The organism is Candidatus Didemnitutus sp. (genome assembly GCA_019634575.1).
In the GTDB taxonomy this organism is placed as follows: Bacteria; Verrucomicrobiota; Verrucomicrobiia; order Opitutales; family Opitutaceae; genus Didemnitutus.
The window spans coordinates 3,077,550-3,099,318 of record JAHCAY010000001.1 but is presented as its reverse complement, the minus strand read 5'-3'; the positions used below and the strand labels follow the sequence as shown (position 1 = coordinate 3,099,318).

The following is a 21,769-nucleotide window of genomic DNA, read 5'->3' as shown; positions in this document are numbered from 1 at the left end:
GCGGGATTGCCGTGAAATTGGTTTAATCGACAGGGTTGCGCGCAGTATTTTCTTTCATCTCGCCGCCCTCGGCCTGCTCGACTCGCAGCCAGTTGAAATCGCCGAGAACGCGGCGCGCTTCTTCGAGAGTCGCATCGCGAAACTCCATCCGCTCCGCCTCGGGCACGTCGGCCATCACGTGCGGCATCCGCAGCTCCAATACGCCGACGTTTTTCGGTTTCAGGTAGGCGCGCATCTCGGCGCAGGCCTGCGCCCAATTCATGCCGTAGCACTCGCGGAAGACCGCCTCCGTCGCGCCATCGTGTAGCGCCACCTCGGCGAAGGCCCAATAACCGTCCCGGTTGCGTCCATTCGTCGTCGAACCGAAGGGACTCCATCGTCCGAAGAGCGCCGTCTGAAATTCGGAGCTCCACCCTGCGGTCGCGACTCCCTTGTCGCTGCACTTGCCAATTTTCGCCGGACCAATCGTTCGCAACGCCGCATAGCGGGCGCGCGCTGCGTCGTCACGCGCCCAAGTTTCGCCGAGTGTGAGTAACGCATCGGCTTCGGCAGTGTAGCCATGGCGGCGGTGCAACTCGATGGCTGCTACGATGTAGTCGGGCTCGTCGCGAAAGAACTGCGCGCCTTCAAACAGCACGGCGAGATGGCGCTTCGTCGGTGCCACGGCACTCTGCGCCCACACTTCGGCGATCATTTGATAGATCTCCAACACGGGCGGTTTGCGCGCTCGCGCGGCGAAAAGCGGGGTGAGCACGCGATCCAGCGCTTCGACCGACAATTTTCCATCAGCCGGCAGACCGATGCGCATGTCCGCCAATCGTAGGCGCGCCAGCGCTAGTAATGCGGGCGTGCCGGCGGCATGGTGCGCAAAGGCGTAGTCGAGGTGCGGACGCGCGGCATCCGGGTGCCCCGTCTCGTATTCGAGCAAGCCAGCCAGTTCGTGCACCTTGGGATCGTCAGCGGCTTTCCTTAATCCCCGGGCAACAGTGCGGCGAGCGGCGGCCTCATATGTTGAGGCCACTTGCGGCAACGCAGAGCGCAGCCGGAGCATTTCCATGCGCTCGAAATTCCCCTTCAACCGCGCAATCTCGCCCTCGGTTGCCGACCGAAATGACAGGTGGGCAAACGCCGGCAGCGCGTCGCTGAGGTGCGGAACCGCCACGTAAGGAGACTCTGCGCGCGCGCGCCGTGCGAATTCGACCAGCTCGGCTTCAGCTTGAGCATCGTCGATGCCGAACACAGCTTGGAAGGACATCCCTGTCGTCGGCTGGCTGCGCGCGTGCGCAACAAACATCCAAAATCTACGCGTGAAATCCGGCGTTGTCCGCGAACCGAACAACGCCCAGCGCAAGAGCAGGCCCGCTTGCGCGCAATAACGCGAATCGCGCGAAACCATCGACGCGTTTTTCTGCCAATCCGTGAAGAATCGGTTCCAAGGTATCAGATCTTCAGGCGAAAAGTCGGCCGGCCATGGAAGGCAAGGTAGACGGATGAGATCGACCGATTTTCCAACGAAGCCCGTGGCATCCCTCTGATGGACGGATTGAATCCCAAGGTCGCCTGGGAACAGCCCCCACGTTCCCACCAACCCTTCTTTCAGCCATAGCGGGGTCACGGGCCTGTTTCGCTCCAGCAGCGAGCGAGCGTAATGAATCGCCGCATGTTCATAGGAATCGACCGCGGAGAGATTCGCGGAAAGATACACTGCGCTGCCATCGCTTCGTGCGATCACGTTGGGAATGAACCAGCCGTCGGACTTGAAACCGAAGTCGTAGCCGCTCTCAAGATAGGAGCGTTTTCTTGTTGGTTTAAGCGGGGATCGCTTCCCGCCCCATAGGACCACTTGCACCGGTTCATTACCCCCGTCTTGCAGCGACTCGGGCAAAAACAGGGCTCCGCGCGCCTGCGCCTCCACAAACTCCCGCGAAAGCGACTCGCTGCAAAGTGTCAGGATCTCGAATCCGTTCACGGACGCGAACTGCCAGCTCAATCCATCGGCATTCTCCTGCACGACGAACGGCGCCAACTTCACCACGTCGTCTGCGCCGTCCGGAGCGTCAGCGAGCGGCATGGCCGCCGCGCCGGTCGCCACCACCGATAAGAAAGCGCATCGCGCCGCCAGTCTGTTCATGATGAGAACGGGCTGCACTCCACGGAGGAGTGCAGCAGGAGCGTCAGATCGCGCGGTAAACACCATTCCCCGCATCATAGGGATTCGGCTCCGGCGGCGTGAGCAGCGCCAACAGTCGTAGAATTTCTGGGGAGAAACCCTCGGTGAAGGGTGTGCTGTCGCCGCCGCCAATGATGGCGGTCAATTCGTGTTGGTTCAGTGTAGTCATGGTTTTGTTTTTTCGCGGCGGGATTGCCGGGAAAGGGGTTAGGAACGCGGGCCTGTCGCGGCGTGGTTCTGCGGGTCGAGCCATTCGCTCGCGTCCTGGTAGAGAATTTGGAGCAGCGTGCGGCGGGTGGTGATGAAGCGCGCGGAGACCGTCATGCCTTTGCCGAGCGCGCCGACGGCACCGTTCGCGAGTGTGAGGTGCGGTCGCGCGGGCTCGATCGTGACCTTGAACACCGGCGGCGAGCCGCTGCTCGCGCTGGATGCGTCGGCGGCGACACCGGCCACGCGTCCTTCGAGCAACCCCCACTGCGTGTAAGGAAAGGCGTCCACTTGCAGCCGCACCGTCTGCCCGACGCGCACGAGGCCGATATCGCGGGCCGATACGAGCGTCTCGACACGCAAACGGTCGTCTGGAGAGATGTTCGCGATTGGCTGCGCGGCGTTGACGAACGCGCCGGTGCTCACTCCGACCAACCCCTGGATCGCGCCGGCGACGGGCGCTCGCACGATGGCCAGCGCACGTTCGGCTTCGAGGCGCTTCGCTTCGGAGATCAAGTTGTCGAGTGCCACCCCTTCGTCCTCGCGCCGCCCGTGCCAGCGCGTGCGCACCTGCTCAACCGTCAGTCGTGACTCGGCTTGCACGCGCTCAAGCGCGTAGCGGGCGTCGTCCAGCTCACGCTGCGTCGCGATGCCTTTTTCGGCGAGCGCAGTGGCGCGACCCAGCTCGGTGCGCGCCTTCGCTTCTGCGACGCGACCGGCCTCGATCTGGACGCGCAGTTGGGTCGTTTCCTGCCGCAACGCCCTCAATCCGGCAAAGGATTCCACGGCGCGCCCCACATCCAGCATTTGCAACACGTTTGGTTCGGTCAGGCGCGCCGCGGAAAGATCATCCAACAACGTGAGCAGCGCGCGTTTCTCCGCTTGCAGTGCGGCATTGCGTGCGAGGCGCTCGTCGAGATCGGGCGTCGCCAGTTCCAACAACGGCTGGTTCAGCGTCACGCGCTCGTTGTCCTGCGCGAGCACGCGCGCGATGCGTCCGCTCAATGGCAAACGCAGTTCGACGCGCTCGGTGGCCGGCCGCACGATGCCCGGCGCGCTCACCGAGACGTCCACCTCCACGAAGGGGAGACTCCCCAGCCCGACAATCACTCCGGTGAGTGCCAGCCAGTAGATCCACGGCCGCCCGCCACCGTGCAACGCACGCAGGCTCTCCACCGTGTGAGGAGCGAGGGCGACCGGAAGGGGCGTGGTCTGAACAACGGGCACGGCCGGCCAAGCTGCGCAGCCGGAGTCAGCGAGCGAGCCCACCGAATTACCAATTCAGGTGAAAGGAATCGCTTGACGGCCCGGTAGCTAAACCGGACCGGCGTCGGCGCGGCTTGCGCTGGAACGAGGCAGGAATCCGAAGCCGTGCACGATCGCCCAATGCGTGAGTCGCGCGGAAGTATGAAGGTCGAGCTTCTGCATCACGTTGCGCCGATGCGCTCTTGCCGTGTGCTCGCTGACGCCGAGCGCCGCGGCGATTTCCCCGTCCTTCTCCGCCCGGGCGAAATGCGGCAGCAACGCGACTTCGCGGGGCGAAAGCAGCTTGAAGAACGCCTGCGGGTCCGCGCGGAACCGCCGCAACGCCGCGCGCACGTCCGGCGGATAGTATTTGGCGCCGGCAGCCACCGCTTCGAGTGCGATCGGCAGTTGCTGGATCAGATCGCCGGCTTTCCAGAGCAGGCCGGCGATATGGGGCTCGCTCGCCGTGTGGAGGACCGCCGAATCCCGCCGCACCGATACGATCACGACGCGTGGTGGGCGAGCCGACAGCAGCAGATCTCGCGCGAGTTCGCTGCCATCGGCATCGGGCAGGCCGAGATCGAGCAAGACGATGTCCGGTCGCAGTGCGGTCGCGACGGCCAAGCCATCGCTCGCCGTCGAGGCCGATTGCAGTTGTCCCGTGCGCGGCCAGCCACGCAGCGCGGCGGCAATCACGGTCTGCCAAAGGGAGTCGTCCTCGATATGAAGGATCGAGTAGGTTCGTTGCGTCATTCAGTCCTGGCCCGTGAGCGCGACTCACCGATGGGCAAGATCCCGTGTTCGACAACCGAAAACCGGCACGCACCGCGTGTTAAACGTTCAAGCGCCCGGCCGTGCCATCGGACTCACTCTCCACCGTCGCTGCGCGAAGCATCGTATCCCTTCTCGCCGTCCTCGCGCACGACCCAGCCGTCGCTCGGCGGGCGGACGAAGCCGCGCATGATCGCCCAGTGGATCAGGCGCGCCGTGCTATGCAGGCCCAGTTTCGTGAGGATGTTTTGCCGGTGCGACTTCACCGTGTGGATGCTGAGGTTGAAAAACCGCGCCACTTCCTCGTCCGACATGCCCTCGCCGAAGCGCGGCAGCAGCTCCAGTTCGCGATCGGAGAGGATCTTGAAATACGCCTGCGGGTCCGCGCGGAATTTCCGCAACGCCTCGCGCACCTCGGGCGGATGGTATTTGCCGCCGGCGGCGACGATGCGGATCGCTTCGGGCAATTTTTCCAGCACATCGCCCGTCTTCCACAGCAGCGCCGCGATGGGCGGACTGCCGGCGGCTTGCAGCACCACGTCGTCGCGCCGCACCGAGAGCAACACGATGCGCGGCGGCGTTTCCAGCGCGCCGAGCGCCCGCGCCACCGCCAACCCATCGCCGTCCGGCAGCACCACATCGAGAAGCACGACGTCGGGTCGCAGCACGGGCACCCGGTCGAGCGCGGCGGCGGCACTGGTTACCGTCTCGAACACCCGGATCTCGGGCATCCCGGCCACCGCGCCGGCGATGGTCGTTTGCCAGAGGGAATCGTCGTCAACATGGAGCAGGCAAATGGAAGGTTTCGTCACTCAACCTGGCCCGTGAGTCGCCCCAGCCAAAGCTCCGCTCCGGAAGCGGCAAGCCCGAACCCCGGTGAGTGATACCCAGTGCGCATCGGGAGTAGGCGGAGCGGTGCCGATGATCACGCGCCGCGCTTACGATTTTGCTTCGCCGTTTTTTCCGGCATCCAGCGAGCCACGTCCCTGTGCCGTGGCTGACCCGCGCTCGGAGAGCGCGGGCTACCTCGCATCGCATCGCCGCACCACCAGCGGGCGGCCGTGGAGTTTGTCGGTTAATCGCCGCCGTCGCCGCCGGAGGGCGGGCGGATCACGCTGCCGTAGAAGACCGCGTTAAAGAACACGCGATTGCCGCCATACCAGAAGCCGCGGAAGTTCGGGTCGTCGGGCATCGCCACCACGGCCCCACGACCGACCGGCAACGCGACGAGCGCCGCGGTGTTGGCGAGCGCGGCCTGGTTGGCTTCGGAGATGAAGCCAGATTGGAGCGGCTTCGCCGTGTAGACGGCGGGCGTCTCGTAGGGCGACTTGGCGTGCTTCAGGAAAATACCGTTTTTGCGGAAGAACGAGACGCGTTCGTCGCTGAAGCCGTAGCCGAGCGGATGCGTTGGATCGATGGACGCGGCCACGACGGCGCCGGCGATCAGGCGCTGCGCCTCGCGGTCGCCGGCGGAGGCGTAGGGGAAGCGTCGGCCGCCGTCGGCCGCGTCGTCGCCCGGCGCGGCGCTCGCGCGCGTGCGACCGCCGCTCGTCGCCGCCGTTTCCGTCGAGCTGCGGCCGGCGAATTCGAGCGCGGCGAGTTCCTTTTTCGCCGCCCAAGACGCGGCGCGACCCATGAGGACGAGCGTGCCACCGTCGCGGACCCAGCGTTTGAGATTGGCGACGGTCGTGTCGCTCACGGTGTCGTCGTAGCGGCCGTCGGCGAAGACGATCGTGGTGTAGCGCGCGAGGTCGGCGCGGCCGAGTTGCGCGAGGTCGAGGAGCGTGGGCGTGAGACCGACGCGCTGATCGAGCACGTGCCACGCGGCACCGATATCGTGCGGGTCCACGCCGTCGCCGCAGATCAGCGCGACGCGCGCGGGCGGGAGCACGACGAACGACGCGCTGCCGAAATCCACGCCCTTCGGCGTCAAGCCGGTGCCGCAGGCGTAGACGGTGACTGCATCTTCCTTCACGATCGTGTCGATGACGGCGCGGATCGCGGCGGCGCGCTCGGGTTGCAGACCGACGGGCACGAGCACGGCGCCGTAGCCGAAGGCATGGCGCGCACCGTCGGCCGTGAGCGCCTCGATGGGCGAAGTGAGGCCTTTCACGAGGATGCCGGCGGCGTGGAGGCGCTGGAGCGCGCGCGGGGCGAAGTAGCCGTTCCAGTTGAAAAGGTAGGCGTAGTCGCTGTGGCCGCCGACGAGTTGGCCGGCGGGAAACTCGGGCGCACCGAGCGGCTGGCCGGCCGCGGGAGCGCGGTCGAGTTCGGCGTAGGGCAGGTTGAAGGCGAGCGGGAGCGTCCACGCGGAGACGTCGTAGAAAACCGGGTCCTCGAACGTCGTGCGTTTGACGAACATCTCCGTGAGCAGGCGGAATTGCGGCTGGTTGGTCAGCGCGACCCACGCCGCGCCAGCCTGGTAGGTGCGACCGTCGGCGGTGACGTCTTCGGCGAGCGCGCGGACTTCGATGTGATGGCGCGCGAGCAGCGAGCGGAACGCCCACGCGCGGGCCGGATCGCCGTCGTCGCCGAAGACATAGGCTTTCGTCTTGGCTTTCGCGGCGAGATCGGCGGTCTCGCGCGGGAAATCCTTTTGCAGGCCGAGCAGCTCGGTGCGGAGCGCGACGGAGGCGTCGATCGAGCTGAGCGAGGACAGCACGTGGTTGCGGATCGCGAAGGCGAACGTGAGCACGCCGTTGCTGCTCTCCTGCGCGTGGCCGCGCGCGCTCGCCTGCTCGAAGAGGATGCCGATGGTGCCGTGGAGGTCGGGATACGTGGAACCCTTGCCCGGGTAGAAATCGTCGAAGCCCTGCTCACTGTAGTAGAAAATGCCTTTGCCGTTCAGCGCGCGCTCGTGGAACGCGGCGACCTTGGCGGTGAGTTCGAAAACTTTGGCCGGCGAACTCGGGTTGTTGCGCGTCGGCACGCCGGGCTGGAAGAAGAACGTGCCGTTCGTGCCCATCTCGTGGTGGTCGGTGAGGAGGTTCGGGCGCCAGCGGTGGAAAAGCTCCGCGCGGGCCTGCGCCTCGGGGTGCACGAGCGGCAGCCAGTCGCGATTCGGATCGAACCAGTAGTGGTTGAACCGGCCGCGCGGCCACGCCTCGTTGTGCTCGCGGTCGAGCGGGTCGACGGAGGGCGCGTTGAGCGACTTGTGCTGGTTGAACCACTGCGCGGCGCGGTCGCCGCCGTCGGGATTGCGCTGCGCCTCGACGAGGATGACGGAGCGCTGGAGGATTTCCGCGACCTTCGCGTCCTGCGCGGCGGCGAGATAGTAGACGACGAGCGGCATGGCGTTCACGCCGCTCGGCTCGTTGCCGTGGATGCTGTAACCGAGATCGACGACCACGGGCATCGCCGCGACGTCGAGCGCGGCGCTCTTCGCCGGATCGAGCAACGCGAGGTGGTCGGCGCGGATCTGCTCGAGCTTCGCATGGTTCTCCGGCGCGGTGATCGTGAGAAGGACGAGGGGCTTGCGCTCGTGCGTGTAGCCCATGATCTCGAACTTCACGCGGTCGGGCGCAGCGGCGGCGACGGCGCGGAGGTAGGCGGTGTTGAGCTCGCTGCGGATGTGCCAGTCGCCGACTTGGAAGCCGAAGAACTGCTCCGGCGTCGGGACCTTCGGGTTGTAGGTCGTGCCGGCGGGCAGGTAGTAATCGAGCGGCACCCCGGCGCGCAGCACCGGGGCCAGGGAAACGATCAACGCGAGCGCGAGGGGTAGCAGGCGGCGAAGCAGCATAGTCCGGCCACGTTGCACGCCCGGAGTTTTCCCGCCAACCGAAATGGATGGCGTAGATTTACGCCCCGGCGCGTGACTGCGCGCTGGCCAAACCACCGCGCGTCCCTACAACTCGCGCACTCCCCTCCTCCATGATGCGACGACTTCTGTTCGTGTTCGCGTGCGCCGCCCTATCGCTCGGCGCTCAGGAAAAATCTCCCGCGGCGACCGCCGCTGCGTCAGCCGCCGCGCCCGCGCTGCCCGACGGCCTCTACGCCGAGTTCACGACGCCGCACGGCGCATTCGTGGCCGAGTTGTTTTATCGAAAAACACCGATGACGGTCGCGTCGTTCGTCGGCCGCGCCGAGACCGGCATCGCGGCGCGCGAGGGCCAACCGTTCTTCAGCGGCCTGACTTGGTATCGCGTCGTGCCGAACTTCGTCATCCAGAGCGGCGACCCCATCCGCAGCGCGATGAAGCCCGACGCCAAACCCACCGACGCCGACGACGCGGCCGGCCACCCGTTTCCCTTCCCCGACGAAATCGCGCCGGGCCTGCACCACGAAGCCGCCGGCATTCTCTCGATGGCCAACGGCGGCCCCGACACGAACAGCAGCGAGTTCTTCATCACCCTCCGCGATACGAACCGCCTGAACTACCTGCACAGCGTCTTCGGGCGCGTGGTGCGCGGCGTGGAGCTGCTCCCGCAGATCAAGCAGGACGAAGGTTTCACGGTCAAAATCCTCCGCGTCGGCGCGGCCGCGCGGGCCTTCAAGGCCGACCAGATCGCCTTCGCCGGCTACATCGACGCCGCGAAGAAATACGCCGCCGCCCGCGAGCCGGGCCCGACGGCGCACTTCGACGATCCCGACAAGGTGCTGCCCGCCGAGCCGCCGCGCGCCGTGTATTTCAACTACAAGCTCGCCAACTTCGAGCGCTTCACCGGCCGGAAGATCTACGCCCGTGTCTTCGCCAAATCCCCGACCGAAGCCGAGGACGCCCAGCCCGGCGCCTACATGAGCGCGCTCGCCAAGAAACTCGGCACCGATCGCGACGGCGTGCTCGCCGTGTATTTCGCCGACGAGAAGGACTGGCGCATCTGGTTCGGCGACGAGGCCGTCGCGACCTTCCTCGGCCGCAAGCCCACCGCCGCGGACCTCGCGCCCGACGGCCCGCTGCATAACGCGAAGATGGCGTTCATCGACGCCGCCGTCGCGCGCGGCGACGCCTTCGCCAAACAAGTCATCGCCGAGGGCCGCCCCGTGAACGACGCGCAACACATCAAACTCACCGTCGACGAAATCCTCGACGGCCTGATCTATCTCTTCGAGCCGAAATCCAAGTAACCCGCCCCATGTCGCTCCCCCGCTCTTCCCTCCTCGCCCTCGCTCTCTGCGCTCCGTTGGCCGCGTTCGCCGGCCCGGAACTCAAAGACGCCGTCACCGCCCGGGTGAACGCCGAGTATCCCTCGCTCGAAGTCATCTACCGCGACCTGCACACGCACCCGGAACTTTCGTTCGTCGAGAAGCGCACCGCCGGCATCGCCGCCGAGCAGCTGCGCGCGGCCGGTTTCACCGTCACCGAAAACGTCGGCAACACCGGCGTCGTCGCCGTCCTGCAAAACGGCCCCGGCCCCACGCTGGCCATCCGTGCCGACATGGATGCGCTGCCGATCAAGGAGGCGACCGGCCTGCCCTACGCGAGCCAGGTCACGATGGCGGACGTCGCCGGCAAGCAGCAGCCCGCCATGCACGCGTGCGGCCACGACACACACGTCACCACGCTCATCGGCACCGCGCGCACGATGGCGGCGCTGAAAGCTCACTGGTCCGGCACGCTCGTGTTCTTCGTCCAACCCGCCGAGGAAATCGGCGGCGGCGCGCGCGCGATGTTGAAGGACGGCCTGTTCACGAAATTTCCGCGGCCGGACAACGTAATTGCATTCCACGTCGGCGGCGACTCGCCCGCCGGCCAGGTCGCCACGCTCGAAGGTCCGAGCTACGCCAACGTCGACTCGATCGACATCCTCGTGCGTGGCATCGGCGGTCACGGCGCGCGCCCGCATTCGACGCGCGACCCGATCGTGCTCGCCTCGGAAATCGTCCTCGCGCTCCAGACCATCGTCAGCCGCGAGCTGAAGCCCGGCACGCCGGCCGTGATCACCGTCGGCGCCATCCACGGCGGCACGAAGCGCAACATCATCCCCGCCGAGGTGCGGCTCGAACTCACGCTCCGCAGCTACAGCGACGAAGTGGCCGCACACCTGCTCGCCTCGATCAAGCGCATCGCGGAAAACACCGCCCGCGCCGCCGGCATGCCCGACGACCTGTTGCCGGTCATCACGGTCGAGCAGACGCGCACACCCTTCACGTTCAACGACCCCGCGCTCACGCGCCGCCTGACCGGCGTGTTCGCGCAATGGTTCCCCGCCGAGCAGCTCGGCACCGCGGAGGCCGGCACCTATGGCGAGGATTTCGCCGAATACGGCCGCACCCAACCGCGCATCCCGATCTCGATCTTCTGGGTCGGCGGCAGCGACCCGAAGGTCCTCGCCGACGCGGCGGCGAAAGGTCAGCTCGCGCCGTCGAACCACAGCGCCTTCTGGGCGCCGCTCCCCGAGCCGACGATCAAGACCGCCATCACCGCGATGAGCGCCGCCGCGCTGGACTTGCTGCGTAAGAAATGACCGCCCTCCATCTCTCCCGACGACTGGCGCGGCTGGCGCTCGCCGTCACCGTCTCCATCGGTGCCCAAGCTGCAGACCGCCATGAGCGCGACATGCAACGCGCGCGCTCCATGTTCCCTCGCGTGTGGGCCAAGATCCAGGCCGAGAGTTATGATCCCACCTTCGGCGGCGTGAATACCACTGAACTGGAACGCACTGCCACCAGCCAGCTGGAGAATACCAAATCCCTCGCGGAAACCTATGCGGTGATCGCGCAAGCCGTCGTAAATCTCAACGACTCGCACACCCGCTTCTTTCCCCCGCTCCGCCCAGTGCGCATCGAATACGGCGTCTCCTTCGATGTCGTCGGCAAAAACGTCTACGTCGGCGCCGTAAAGCCCGGCAGCGATGCCGCCAAGCAAGGCCTCCAAGCCGGCGAGCGCGTGTTGAGCGTCAATGGCATGCCCGCTTTCCGCGACAGCCTCAGTCTCATCCAATATTCCATCCTCACCCTCAACCCGCAAACCGGGCTACGTCTACAGCTGGCGCGGGCCGACGGTGCGATCCGTGAGCTGACTTTTGCTGCGGAGGTCAAAACTCTGCCCCGGAATCTCGACCTCGCCGGCGGCGATTTTCTGCGCCTGATGCTCAAGCAAGAAGAACGCGAGGCTCAGCTCACCAGCAAGTTCGTGGACCTCGCACCGAAGGTGCTTTGGTGGCAGCTCTCGACGTTCAGTCTCCCAGAGGAAGTGGAACGAGGACTCCGCAAGTCCGCGAACTATGACCATGTGATCATCGACCTGCGTCGCAATCGCGGCGGACTCGAGAGCGAGATGCTCGATGCCATCGGAGCCTGTCTGGGAAAAGGTCGCCACCCCATCGGCAAAATCCAAGAACGCACCAAGGAGACGCCGCTACAGGCGAGCAGCCGATTCAATATCCCGGGCAAACTCTATGTGCTGATCGACGGCAATTCCGCCTCCGCTTCCGAGGTTTTCGCTCGCGCACTCCAGCTTGCCGGTCGCGCGACGGTGCTTGGTGATCTCTCCGCCGGGAAGGTCAACCGCTCGCGCACGCACGTGCTGACGCTCGGCGATGGTGCCAATCTCGTGGTGTTCGCCGTGCAAGTCACGGAAGGCCAGATCACGATGAGTGACGGCCAGATCTTGGAGAAAAACGGCGTCACACCCGACGTCTGGCTTGTGCCTTCCCCCAAGGATCTAGCCGCCGGCGACGATCCCGTGCTCGCCACTGCGGCCAAGATGGCCGGCGTCACGCTCAGCAAACAACAAGCGGGGGAGATTACGCGCAAACATCGCCCTCAGCTATTCGACTGATTTCATGTCGTTCACGATTCGTCCCCTTCTCTTCGGACTCCTGCTGCTGAACTGCGCCCCGGCGCGCGCCGCCACCGAGGCGCATGTCGCCGCCGACATCCGCGCCACTCTCATGGCGCAGGTCGAAGCCTGGAATACGGGCGACGTGGCCAAGTTCATGGAATTCTACCTCAAGAGCGACGCGCTGCGCTTTGCTTCCGGTGGCTCCATCACCTATGGTTGGCGCACCACGCTCGAGCGCTACCAGAAACATTACCCGGACAAAGCCACGATGGGCACGCTGGCCTTCACGCTGCACGAGATCGAGGTGCTCACGCCCGACACCGCACTCGTCTTCGGCAAGTGGGAGCTCACACGCGCACAGGACAAGCCATGGGGCCTCTTCACGCTCGTGATGAAAAAAACTGCCGACGGCTGGCGCGTCGCCTCCGATCACACATCGAGCGCGGCAAAATCCTGAGCGGGCAGCAAAAAGCCCGCGAGTGACGGCGCGGGCTTTCAGGAACCACGAGAAAGTCGCAGCAAAAATCAGAGCAACTCGGGCAACACTTTGAGTTTCCCGTCGGCGGCGGGGCGCAGGCGGTCGCGGGCCATCTCGTGCGCGATCTCGCGCCACGTGATGTCCTTCGCGCGGTGCGAGGCGCGACGCGCGAACATCTCGTCGATGTTCTCCGTGATGATGCGCGTGACGACCTTCTCGATGAACGCGCGGCCCTTGCCGTCCTCGGCCATGACGCGCGCGCGAAACTCCGCGTCGACGTCGGCCTTGGCCTCGATGAAGGCGGCGATCACACCGCCGGAGTTCGCGATGAAGTCCGTCAGGCACACGATGCCGCGACGGTGTTGCAGGAAATACTCGCTGACGAGGTCGGCCGGGTTGTTCGCGCCCTGCAGCACGATGCGCGTGTGGATGTGCGGCGCGTTGTCCGGGTGGATCGCGTGCGGGCGCGCGGCGGGCACGAGGATCGTGCAGGGCATCTCCATCATGCGGTCGAGATGCTCGCCGTCGAAACGGTGTTTCACCGGGCCGGTGTAGCCGGCGAGGCCGGCGGGGCTCCGGCGGAGCGCGAGCAGCTGCGGGACGTCGAGCCCGGCCGGATTGTAGAGGCCGGCGTTGATGTCGGAGGCGCCGACGATGCGCGCGCCGAGCGACGCGAGTTTCTCCGCGATGGGCGCGCCGACGTTGCCGAAGCCTTGGATCACCACGCTCGAGTCCTTGATGCGGAAATCCGGGATGTGTTTCTCCGACGCGATGGCGGCGGCGAAGAGGCCGTGTGCGGTGATGGCCCACTCGTCGAGCGGGAAGCCGCCCTTCGCGGGCGGACGGCCGACGCCGCCGCGGCCGTGGTTGGCCGCGCCGTTCTTCTGCGCGAAGACCTCGTAGATCGTCTGCATGTCGGTCTCGTTCGTGCCCATGTCGGGACCGGGGATGTAGTCGGGGATGCCCCACAGCGCCTCGGCAAACATGGCCACGAGCGCGCGTTTCTCCTCGGGCTTGTCGGCGAAGTAGCGCGGCTCCACGCGCAGGCCGCTCTTCGCGCCGCCGAGCGGCAGCATGGCGGCGGAGCTCTTCATCGTCATCGCGGCGGCGAGGCCGTAGACCTCGTCGACGGTCACGTCGGGCGCGAGACGCACGCCGCCGAGACCGCGTCCGCGCACGAGATTATCGACCGCCACGAAACCCCACGTCGCGTCGTCGGCGGGGTCGTGAATGCGGTAGATGCACTCGGGCCCGAATTCGTTGCGGGCGATCTTGAAGCGTTGCTCGATGGCTTCGCCCTTCACGGCCTCGGCGACGAGGCGGCTGGGCAGACGGAAGTTTTGCATGGGGGGATTTTTTCGGGGAGAAACGCCTACCCAAGGGCAAAACTCGAAGCCGCCGCAACCATGAGGCGGCGAACTCTCGCGATTATCCGCCCGAATAATCGGCAAAACGCGCTTTCTTCACGTTGCGAAAACCGGCAGCGTCGCGGACCGGTCCCTCCTCTCCATGCGCAAATTCGGTTTTATTCTCATCCTCGGCGGCGTGCTGGCGTTCATCGCGATTCAGGCGCGCACGGGCATCTTCCGCCGCGCCAATCCCGGCAAGCCCGCCAACAAATACGTGCGCGAAATGCAGGAGGCGCAGGAGCTCGCACCGGAGGACATCGCCGTCATCAAGCAGAAATACCCGGACGCGATCGTCACGCCCTCGGGCTTGCGCTATGTGGTGCGCCGCGAGGGCGCCGGCTCGCCGCCGTCGTTCGGAGCGATGGTCTCGGCGCATTACGATGGCCGTCTCATCGGCGGCGTGAAGTTCGACAGCAGCTACGATCGCGGCACGCCGTATGCCTTCCGCGTCGGCACGGGCGAGGTCATCAAAGGCTGGGACGAGGCGTTCGCGCACATGAAAAAGGGCGAGCGCCGCACGCTGATCGTGCCGTGGTGGCTGGGCTACGGCGTGCAGGGCAAGGGCCCGATCCCCGCGCGCGCCACGCTGGTTTTCGAGGTCGAGTTGGTGGACATCCAATAGGCCGCTCTCCCGTCGAGTCGGGAAATTAGCTCGCCGCGCCGGACCGCGCCGCGCCTACTGGAGGTCGTGGCTGCCGCAAAGTCACCGCCCCATCCCCTGCGTGCGTTCGGCGTGCACGACACGCTGAAGTTGCGGTTGTTTCTGCTCTCGCTGGCGCTGGCCGTCCCGCTGATCGTATTGATCGGCGTCGGCATCCGGAAGAAATTCGTCGACGACCGCGCCGCCGCGCTCCAGCGCCTGCACGCCCAGCGCATCACCGCCGAGCAGACGCTGAACAACTATCTCGAGCACGTGCAGTTCATGCTGGCGGAACTCGAGGACGTCGTCGGCTTCCGCGACCTCGCCTCCGCGCACGCCCACGAACAAACGGCGCAATTCCTCCGCCTGCACCCCGAGTTCATCAACGTCGCGGTGATGGATCGCGGCGGCACGCTGCGCTTTTCCACGGCGTTCCCCCTCGCCGATCCGCCGCAAAACTACCGCGGCATGGCCAACATCGAGGAAGTGCTGCACACGCACGACTTCATCGTGAGCGGTGCCGCCCGCGGCGTGACCACCGGCCGCTGGGGCTGCGTCGCCGCGCGCCCGCTCCGCGCCCAACCCGACCTCGTCCTCGCCACGCCCATCGATCTCGCGCGGCTCTCCCAACAACTGTTCTTCGCCCCGGACAATTCGGCGCTCGTGGTCAACGTCATCGACGCGCGCAACACCGTGGTGCTCTCCTCCTACGTCGCGCACACGCGGATCGGCCAGACCCGCCCGATGGGCGAGGACGTCCGCCGTGCGCTCGCCGCCGGCGCCAACGTCGGAGAAATCGACGGCGACGACGGCCCGCGCCGCACCTTCGACGCCGCGCGGACCCGCATCGCCGACTGGATCGTCGTCGCGTCCGTGCCCACGGACGAGATCTACGCCGACGCCTGGCGCAATCTCCGCCTCGCGCTCGCCGCGGTCGCCGCCGTGCTGGCGGCCGTCGCCGTGCTGATCCACTTCTACGCCCACACCCTGATCCGGCCGGTCGCGGCGCTCGCCGAGGTGGCGCGCGCCCACGCGATCGGCGACGACCAGCGCCTCGCCCCGGTTGCCGGACCCGAGGAGATCGCGGACACCGCGCGCGCCTTCAACGAGATGGCCGCCGCGCGCCAGCGGGCGCAAGCCGGGCTGGTCGAGAGCGAGCTGCGCTACCGCACCGTCGTGGATCAATCCGGCCTGCTCGTCTACGACCTCGACATCCCGAGCGGCCGCATCGAGTGGTTCGGCGAAAGCGCCATCGCCGACATCGCCGGGCACACCGCCGAGGAATTCTCCCGCGTCGACGGCGCCGGCTGGGAGGAACGCATCCACGCCGACGATCGCCCGCGCGTGCTCGCCGCGTTCCATCGCTGCCTGAGCACGCGCGAACCGTTCCTCGCCGAGTATCGCTTCCGCCGCTCCGACGGCTCGTTCCGCACCGTGGAGGACTTCGGGTTCGTCCTGCCCGACGCCACGGGCAAACCGCTCCGCATGCTCGGCCGCATGAGCGACATCACCACGCGCCGCCAGACCGAGGACGCGTTGCGCGAGAGCGAGCAACGCTACCGGCTCGTCATGGAGCAGACCGGCCAGTTGATCTACGACCTCGACGTCGAGGCGCAACGCGTGCGCTGGTTCGGCACCGCCGCCGCCGAGCAAATCCTCGGTTGCAGCGCGGAGGAATTTTCCCGCCTCGGCATCGACGGCTGGCGCGCCTGCCTGCATCCCGAGGATCGCGACCGAGCCGTCGCACGCCTGGAGCATTGCCTGCGCACCGGCGACCCCTGCCAGGCGGAATACCGGATGCGCCACCGCGACGGCACCTATCACCTGGTCGAGGAGCGCGGCGCCGTGCTCCGCAAGGCCGACGGCGCCATCCACCGCATGGTCGGCCGCATGACCGACATCACTGAGCGCCGTCAGGTCGAATTGGAGCGCCAGCAACTCGACAAGAAACTCCTCGAAACGCAGAAGCTCGAGAGCCTCGGCGTGCTCGCCGGCGGCATCGCCCACGATTTCAACAACCTGCTCACCGGCGTCCTCGGCAACGCCGGTCTCGCCCGCATCGACCTGCCGTCCGACTCCGCCGCGCACAAGCAAATCGCCCAGATCGAGCACGCCGCCCAGCGCGCCGCCGATCTCTGCAAGCAGATGCTCGCCTACTCCGGCAAGGGGCGCTTCGTCGTGCAGACGCTCAACCTCAACGAACTCGTCGAGGAATGCCTCGCGCTGCTCACCGTTTCGATCTCCAAGAAAGCTGCGCTCCGCTTCGACCCCGCCCCCGCCCTGCCCCCCGTCTCCGCCGACGCCACGCAGCTGCGGCAGGTCGTCATGAATCTCGTCATCAACGCCTCCGAAGCCCTCGAAGGCGCCGCCGGCCAGATCACCGTCACCACCGGCACCCTCGCCGTGGACGCGGCCTACCTCGCCACCGCGCAATTCACCGGCGACCTCCGCCCCGGACCCGCCGTGTTCCTCGCGATCACCGACACCGGCACCGGCATGACGCGCGAGACCATCGCCCGCATCTTCGATCCGTTCTTCACCACGAAATTCACCGGCCGCGGCCTCGGCCTCGCCGCCGTGCTCGGCATCATCCGCGGACACAAGGGCGCCATCAAAGTCGACAGCGCGCCGGGCTCCGGCACGACCTTCCGCCTCCTCTTCCCCGCCGCCCTGGGATGCGCCCAACCGATCACGCCCCCGGCGCCCGCACACTCGACCTGGAAAGGAAGCGGCCGCGTGCTCGTGATCGACGACGAGGAAGCGGTGCGCGAAGTGAGCCTTTCGATCCTGCGCGCGCTGGGATTCGAAGCCGAGGCGGCGCAGGACGGCATCGAGGGCCTCGAGAAATTCGAAGCCGGTCCCGGCCGCTACGCCGCCGTGCTCCTCGACCTGACGATGCCCCGCATCGACGGCGAGGAGACCTTCCTGCGCCTCCGCCAACTCCAGCCCGACGTGAAGGTCATCCTGATGAGCGGCTACAACCGCGTGGACGCGATCAATCGCTTCATCGGCAAGGGACTCGCCGGCTTCGTGCAAAAACCCTTCCCGGTCGAGACGCTCGCCGCCGAGTTGCAACGCGTCTTCACCACCGATCTCCGGCGCTGACCGCGCGCGCCGGGCGCGACCACACGGCCCGGCACCCGCGCCACGCTCACAACCCGAGCAGCGAGCCGTTCCGCTTCAACCAGCGCTCGGCATCCTTCCACCACGGGCAAACCTCCTCCACGCGCGCCCAGAAGCGCTCGCTGTGGTTCATTTCCTTCAGGTGCATCAGCTCGTGGTAGATGATGTAGTCGCGCACGGTGTCCGGCGTCTGCACGAGCCGCCAGTTGAGCGACACCCCGCCGGCCGCCGAGCACGAGCCCCAGCGCGCCCGCTGGTTGCGCACGCTCACGCTCTTCAAATCCACGCCCGTCTCCGCCGCCAGCTCCCACGTGCGCGCCGGCAACTCGATCTTCGCACGCCGGGCGAAATGCGCCTCGAGCGTCGGCCGCAGGTCGCCGTCCAGGGACGCGACACGGAACACGTCCGCCGCCACGCTCACCTGCGGCTTTTCGCCCTCCACCGCCACGCGCACCTGGTGCATCTCGCCGCGCCAGAGCACATGCGTGCCCACGGTCCAGATTTCCGCGGCGCGCGGCCGTTTCGCCTGCCGCGCTCGCGCCCGCTCGAGCCAGTCGCGATGCTGCTCGACGAACCGCTGCGCCTCACGCTCGTTGCCCCGGAGCGGAATCGTCGCCACCGCCACGCCGTCGCGCCGCAACGTCAGCCGATAGCGCCGCGCCTGCGCGCTGCGCACATAGACAATCTCGGGCGACGGCGCCATGACCGTGCCCAGCTGAAAAAATTCCTGCTCCCCGCTGTTCACAACCGGTCAGCTAAATTCGGACGCCGGCGTTTTCCAACGAAAACTCGCGGCTCCTAAATTCGCTTAAAGAAGATTGCGTTCGTCGCGAAAGTGCCGTCGGGGTCGCGCGCGTAGTCGGGAATGCCGCCGCAGTGGGTGTAGCCGAGCTTCTCGTAGAGACGCACCGCGCCGCTCGCGCCCACGCTGGTGTCGAGGAAGAGCAAGGTGCGTCCCGCGCGCCCGCCCTCGGCTTCCAACTCGCGCATCAGCGCCGTGCCGATCCCGCGGCCGCGCGCCGCGTGGAGCACGAGAAGCTTCTGAATCTCCGCGCGATGCCGGCCGTTCGGGCGCGATTCGAAGGCGATCTGCCCGCTGCCGAGCAACGTGCCGTCGGCGCCGAGCGCACCGAGGAGCACCTTGTTGCCGACAGCCAGCTGGCTGGCGACGCTTTGCCAGTAGGCCTTCGCTTCGCCGTCGCCCAGCGGCAGCATGAAGCCGATCGACGCGCCGTGGGTGACGGCGTCGGTGAGAAGATTTTCGAATTCACGCAGACGCGCGAGCAGCTGCGTGTCGGAGAAACGGACGATTTGCATGCTCTCGCTTCGCAGGAAACGCGCCAGCGCCTTCGTCACACGCGCATCAGTTTCCACTGTGGCGGCGCGCCCGCCTCGACGGTGAGCCACGCGAAACTCGCCGGCGCGCCGCGATTCGGGCGGGAGATGCAGCCGGGATTCAGCCAGCGCACGCCGGCGGCGTCGGTCTCGTCGCGCGGCACGTGCGTGTGCCCGTGCAGGACGAAATGCGTGCCACGCGGCACACGGCGCGGCGGGATGTGGGTAAGAAAGAAACGCCAGCCGGCGCGTTCGAGCGTCAGCTCCAGCGGCCAGAAATTGTGCGCCTCGTTGTTGCCGAGCACGACGTGCAGCGGCTTCCCGAGCTGTTCGAACTCCACCAGCACCTCCGGCTCGCACACATCGCCGAGGTGCCAGATCTCGTCCGCCGCCGCGAGTCGGGCGGGGAGATCGGCGGGGTATCGGTCGTGCGTGTCGGAGATGACCGCGATGCGCATCGCGCGACTCAAGTTCGCCCGCCGCCGCCGGGCAATGCCGGAGTCGCCGGACCGCGGCCGCGCGGTCGGAACCTGAAATATTCTTAATCGAGTTTGCCCTCGCGACCGCGCGCCCCGCGGGTTTTCATTTTTCCGTCACCCCACTCCGTGAAAATCCTGATCGTCGAAGACGAGCGGCGGCTCGGCCAATTCATCCGGAAGAGTCTCGTGGAGCGGAGCTATACCGCGACGTGGGTGGCGAGTTGCGCGGCCGCGCGCGACGCGCTGTGCGAGACCGGCTACGATGTCATCATCCTCGATCTCGGCCTGCCGGACGGCGACGGCCTCGAGTTGCTGCGCGAATGGCGGCACAGCGGCTTCAATGAGCCCGTCCTCATTCTCAGCGCGCGCGACGCCGTGGAGGACCGCATCAAGGGACTCGACGTCGGCGCCGACGACTACCTCGCGAAACCGTTTTCGCTCGAGGAACTGCTCGCGCGAGTGCGCTCGCTGCTGCGCCGGCACAGTGCGGTGAAGGAAACCGTCCTCGAGCATCGCGGCGTGCGGATGGATTTGCTCGCGCGCACCGTGACCCTCGACGGCCGGCCGGTCGAGCTGACCAGTCGCGAGTTCGCGCTGCTCGAGGTGTTCCTGCAAAACGCCGGGCGCCTCCTGCCGCGCACGCTCATCGCGGAAAAAATCTGGGAGGCGCACTACGACATGGATGGCAACCTGCTCGACGTCTACATGAGCAAGCTGCGCGCGAAGTTCGACACGGAGCCCGCGCGGCCGCTGTTCAAGACCGTGCGCGGCGTCGGTTACCAGTTGTTGCCATGAGATCCATCGGCGCGCGGCTGGCCCTGTGGTATGCCAGCGTCTCGACCGCCACGCTGGTGCTGCTCTTCGTCGCCGGCTACTACCTGCTGCAACAGCATCTCGTGCGCGGCCTCGACACGCTCAACCGTGCCGAGTTCGAGCAGATCAAATCCAGCCTCGGGCCCGACTACGCCAAACTCAGCCGTGCGGAAGTCGAGGAGCGCATGCGTGGGGTCGCGGAGCTGGCGTCGGTGCTGTTCTACGTCGAGATCCACGCGAAGGACAAAAGCCTGCTCTTCGCCTCGCCCAATCTCGGGCCGCGGCGGTTGCAGGACGTGCCGGGCGAACACGAGTTCGCCGGAAATCTCGAAGGCTTGGGCGCCGTGCGCATCGGCGAGTTCTTCCTCGGGCCGATGGACATCCTCGTCGCGACCTCGGCGGATCAGGTGCGCCAAGTCATGAACGGCTACGCCGAGATCAGCCTCATCCTCGTGTGCCTGATGCTCGTGCTCAGTCTCATCACCGGTCTCGTGCTCAGCCGCGCGGCCCTCAGTCCGGTGCGCGCCATCCAGGAGACCGCTCACCGCATCCGCTCCGACAATCTCAGCGAGCGGATCCCCGTGGGCGAGGTGCAGGATGAAATCTCGAACCTCGCCCGCCTGCTCAACGAGATGTTCGACCGCCTCGAAATCTCGTTCAATCAGATCCGCCGCTTCACCGCCGAGGCGTCGCACGAACTGAAGACACCGCTCTCGCTCGTGCGCCTCCAGGCGGAGAAACTCCTCGTCGAAGGCGGACTCACTCCCGCACAGGAGGAGGCCGTGCAGGTGCAACTCGAGGAGATCGCGCGGCTGAACAAGATCATCGAGGAACTTCTCTTCCTTTCCCGCGCCGAGGCGCGCGCCGTGCGCCTCGATTTCCGGCGCGAGGATCCGCGGGCGTTCCTGCAATCGTTCGCGCAGGATGCCCGCGTCCTCGCGGAGCACCGCGGTGTGGATTTCGCCCTCCAACTCGAAGGCGACGGACTCGTGGAGTTCGACCCCAGCTGGCTGCGCCAAGTGTTGTTCAACCTGGTGCAGAACGCACTCAACGTCTCGCCTACGGGCGGCTCGATCCAGCTGGTCTCGGACTTCACCGTCGAATCGTGGCGCGTCGCGCTCGAGGACGAGGGGCCGGGCGTGGCGCCGGAACAACGCGAACGGATTTTCGACCGGTTTGTGCGGCTCGAGACCGACGAGAAACCCGCCGCCGCGAAAGGCAGCGGACTCGGCCAGGCCATTTCCCGCAGCATCGTCGGCCTGCACGGCGGCACGATCCGCGCCGAGGCCGGCGCAAGCGGCCGCGGCTTGCGCATCGTCTTCGAGCTGCCCGTGCTCGAGCGCCGCGTGGGCGACGGCGCGCGGGCGGGAGCCTGA

General features: G+C 66.8%; 18 protein-coding genes. 8 read left to right on the top strand and 10 right to left on the bottom strand.

Annotation, left to right across the window (positions count from 1 at the left end; translation table 11 throughout):
* Nucleotides 1–22: 22 nt before the first annotated feature.
* The 6 genes from KF715_12945 to KF715_12920 all read right to left on the bottom strand — a co-directional run bounded on the left by KF715_12945 (nucleotide 23) and on the right by KF715_12920 (nucleotide 8,132).
* The gene (locus KF715_12945) at nucleotides 23–2,131 is read right to left on the bottom strand and encodes a hypothetical protein (GenBank protein MBX3737596.1); all 2,109 of its coding nucleotides are present in this window, start codon (nucleotides 2,129–2,131) and stop codon (nucleotides 23–25) included.
* 43 nt (nucleotides 2,132–2,174) lie between these two features.
* Entirely contained in the window at nucleotides 2,175–2,339 is a 165-nt protein-coding gene (locus tag KF715_12940; GenBank protein MBX3737595.1) for a hypothetical protein, read from the bottom strand.
* 38 nt (nucleotides 2,340–2,377) lie between these two features.
* On the bottom strand, nucleotides 2,378–3,553 hold the full coding sequence (locus tag KF715_12935; protein MBX3737594.1) for an HlyD family efflux transporter periplasmic adaptor subunit: 1,176 nt from the start codon (nucleotides 3,551–3,553) through the stop codon (nucleotides 2,378–2,380).
* 138 nt (nucleotides 3,554–3,691) lie between these two features.
* Nucleotides 3,692–4,375 carry a response regulator transcription factor gene (locus tag KF715_12930; GenBank protein ID MBX3737593.1) on the bottom strand — a complete coding sequence of 228 codons (684 nt, stop codon included), beginning with the start codon at nucleotides 4,373–4,375 and terminating at the stop codon, nucleotides 3,692–3,694.
* Between the two features lie 113 nt (nucleotides 4,376–4,488).
* A complete protein-coding gene (locus tag KF715_12925; GenBank protein MBX3737592.1) occupies nucleotides 4,489–5,205 on the bottom strand; it encodes a response regulator transcription factor in 717 nt (238 codons plus the stop codon).
* Between the two features lie 263 nt (nucleotides 5,206–5,468).
* Nucleotides 5,469–8,132 carry a hypothetical protein gene (locus tag KF715_12920; protein ID MBX3737591.1) on the bottom strand — a complete coding sequence of 888 codons (2,664 nt, stop codon included), beginning with the start codon at nucleotides 8,130–8,132 and terminating at the stop codon, nucleotides 5,469–5,471.
* A gap of 131 nt (nucleotides 8,133–8,263) precedes the next feature.
* On the opposite strand from KF715_12920, the gene KF715_12915 reads away from it, so the two are divergent.
* The 4 genes from KF715_12915 to KF715_12900 are packed head-to-tail and all read left to right on the top strand — an operon-like array spanning nucleotide 8,264 to nucleotide 12,573.
* On the top strand, nucleotides 8,264–9,457 hold the full coding sequence (locus KF715_12915) for a peptidylprolyl isomerase (GenBank protein MBX3737590.1): 1,194 nt from the start codon (nucleotides 8,264–8,266) through the stop codon (nucleotides 9,455–9,457).
* 8 nt (nucleotides 9,458–9,465) lie between these two features.
* Nucleotides 9,466–10,797, top strand: coding sequence for an amidohydrolase (locus KF715_12910; protein MBX3737589.1), 1,332 nt, complete (start codon nucleotides 9,466–9,468; stop codon nucleotides 10,795–10,797).
* A complete protein-coding gene (locus KF715_12905; GenBank protein ID MBX3737588.1) occupies nucleotides 10,794–12,113 on the top strand; it encodes a PDZ domain-containing protein in 1,320 nt (439 codons plus the stop codon). Before KF715_12910 ends, KF715_12905 begins: the two co-directional genes overlap by 4 nt.
* 4 nt (nucleotides 12,114–12,117) lie before the next feature.
* Complete coding sequence (locus KF715_12900; protein MBX3737587.1) at nucleotides 12,118–12,573, top strand: DUF3225 domain-containing protein; 456 nt, start codon at nucleotides 12,118–12,120, stop codon at nucleotides 12,571–12,573.
* 68 nt (nucleotides 12,574–12,641) lie between these two features.
* Here KF715_12900 and KF715_12895 read toward each other — a convergent pair whose 3' ends face one another.
* Nucleotides 12,642–13,940, bottom strand: coding sequence for a Glu/Leu/Phe/Val dehydrogenase (locus tag KF715_12895; protein MBX3737586.1), 1,299 nt, complete (start codon nucleotides 13,938–13,940; stop codon nucleotides 12,642–12,644).
* A 163-nt stretch (nucleotides 13,941–14,103) separates the two neighbouring features.
* Here KF715_12895 and KF715_12890 point away from each other — a divergent pair, with 163 nt between their 5' ends.
* Nucleotides 14,104–14,625, top strand: a complete 522-nt coding sequence (locus tag KF715_12890; GenBank protein MBX3737585.1) for an FKBP-type peptidyl-prolyl cis-trans isomerase — start codon at nucleotides 14,104–14,106, stop codon at nucleotides 14,623–14,625.
* A 66-nt stretch (nucleotides 14,626–14,691) separates the two neighbouring features.
* On the top strand, nucleotides 14,692–17,748 hold the full coding sequence (locus KF715_12885) for a PAS domain-containing protein (protein MBX3737584.1): 3,057 nt from the start codon (nucleotides 14,692–14,694) through the stop codon (nucleotides 17,746–17,748).
* A 46-nt stretch (nucleotides 17,749–17,794) separates the two neighbouring features.
* Here KF715_12885 and KF715_12880 read toward each other — a convergent pair whose 3' ends face one another.
* The 3 genes from KF715_12880 to KF715_12870 form a co-directional block, all read right to left on the bottom strand.
* On the bottom strand, nucleotides 17,795–18,469 hold the full coding sequence (locus tag KF715_12880) for a M48 family metallopeptidase (GenBank protein ID MBX3737583.1): 675 nt from the start codon (nucleotides 18,467–18,469) through the stop codon (nucleotides 17,795–17,797).
* Nucleotides 18,470–18,564: 95 nt separating this feature from the next.
* Nucleotides 18,565–19,083, bottom strand: coding sequence for a GNAT family N-acetyltransferase (locus tag KF715_12875; protein MBX3737582.1), 519 nt, complete (start codon nucleotides 19,081–19,083; stop codon nucleotides 18,565–18,567).
* Nucleotides 19,084–19,118: 35 nt separating this feature from the next.
* The gene (locus KF715_12870) at nucleotides 19,119–19,559 is read right to left on the bottom strand and encodes a metallophosphoesterase family protein (GenBank protein ID MBX3737581.1); all 441 of its coding nucleotides are present in this window, start codon (nucleotides 19,557–19,559) and stop codon (nucleotides 19,119–19,121) included.
* Nucleotides 19,560–19,706: 147 nt separating this feature from the next.
* On the opposite strand from KF715_12870, the gene KF715_12865 reads away from it, so the two are divergent.
* The gene (locus KF715_12865) at nucleotides 19,707–20,375 is read left to right on the top strand and encodes a response regulator transcription factor (GenBank protein MBX3737580.1); all 669 of its coding nucleotides are present in this window, start codon (nucleotides 19,707–19,709) and stop codon (nucleotides 20,373–20,375) included.
* Entirely contained in the window at nucleotides 20,372–21,769 is a 1,398-nt protein-coding gene (locus tag KF715_12860; protein ID MBX3737579.1) for a HAMP domain-containing protein, read from the top strand. Before KF715_12865 ends, KF715_12860 begins: the two co-directional genes overlap by 4 nt.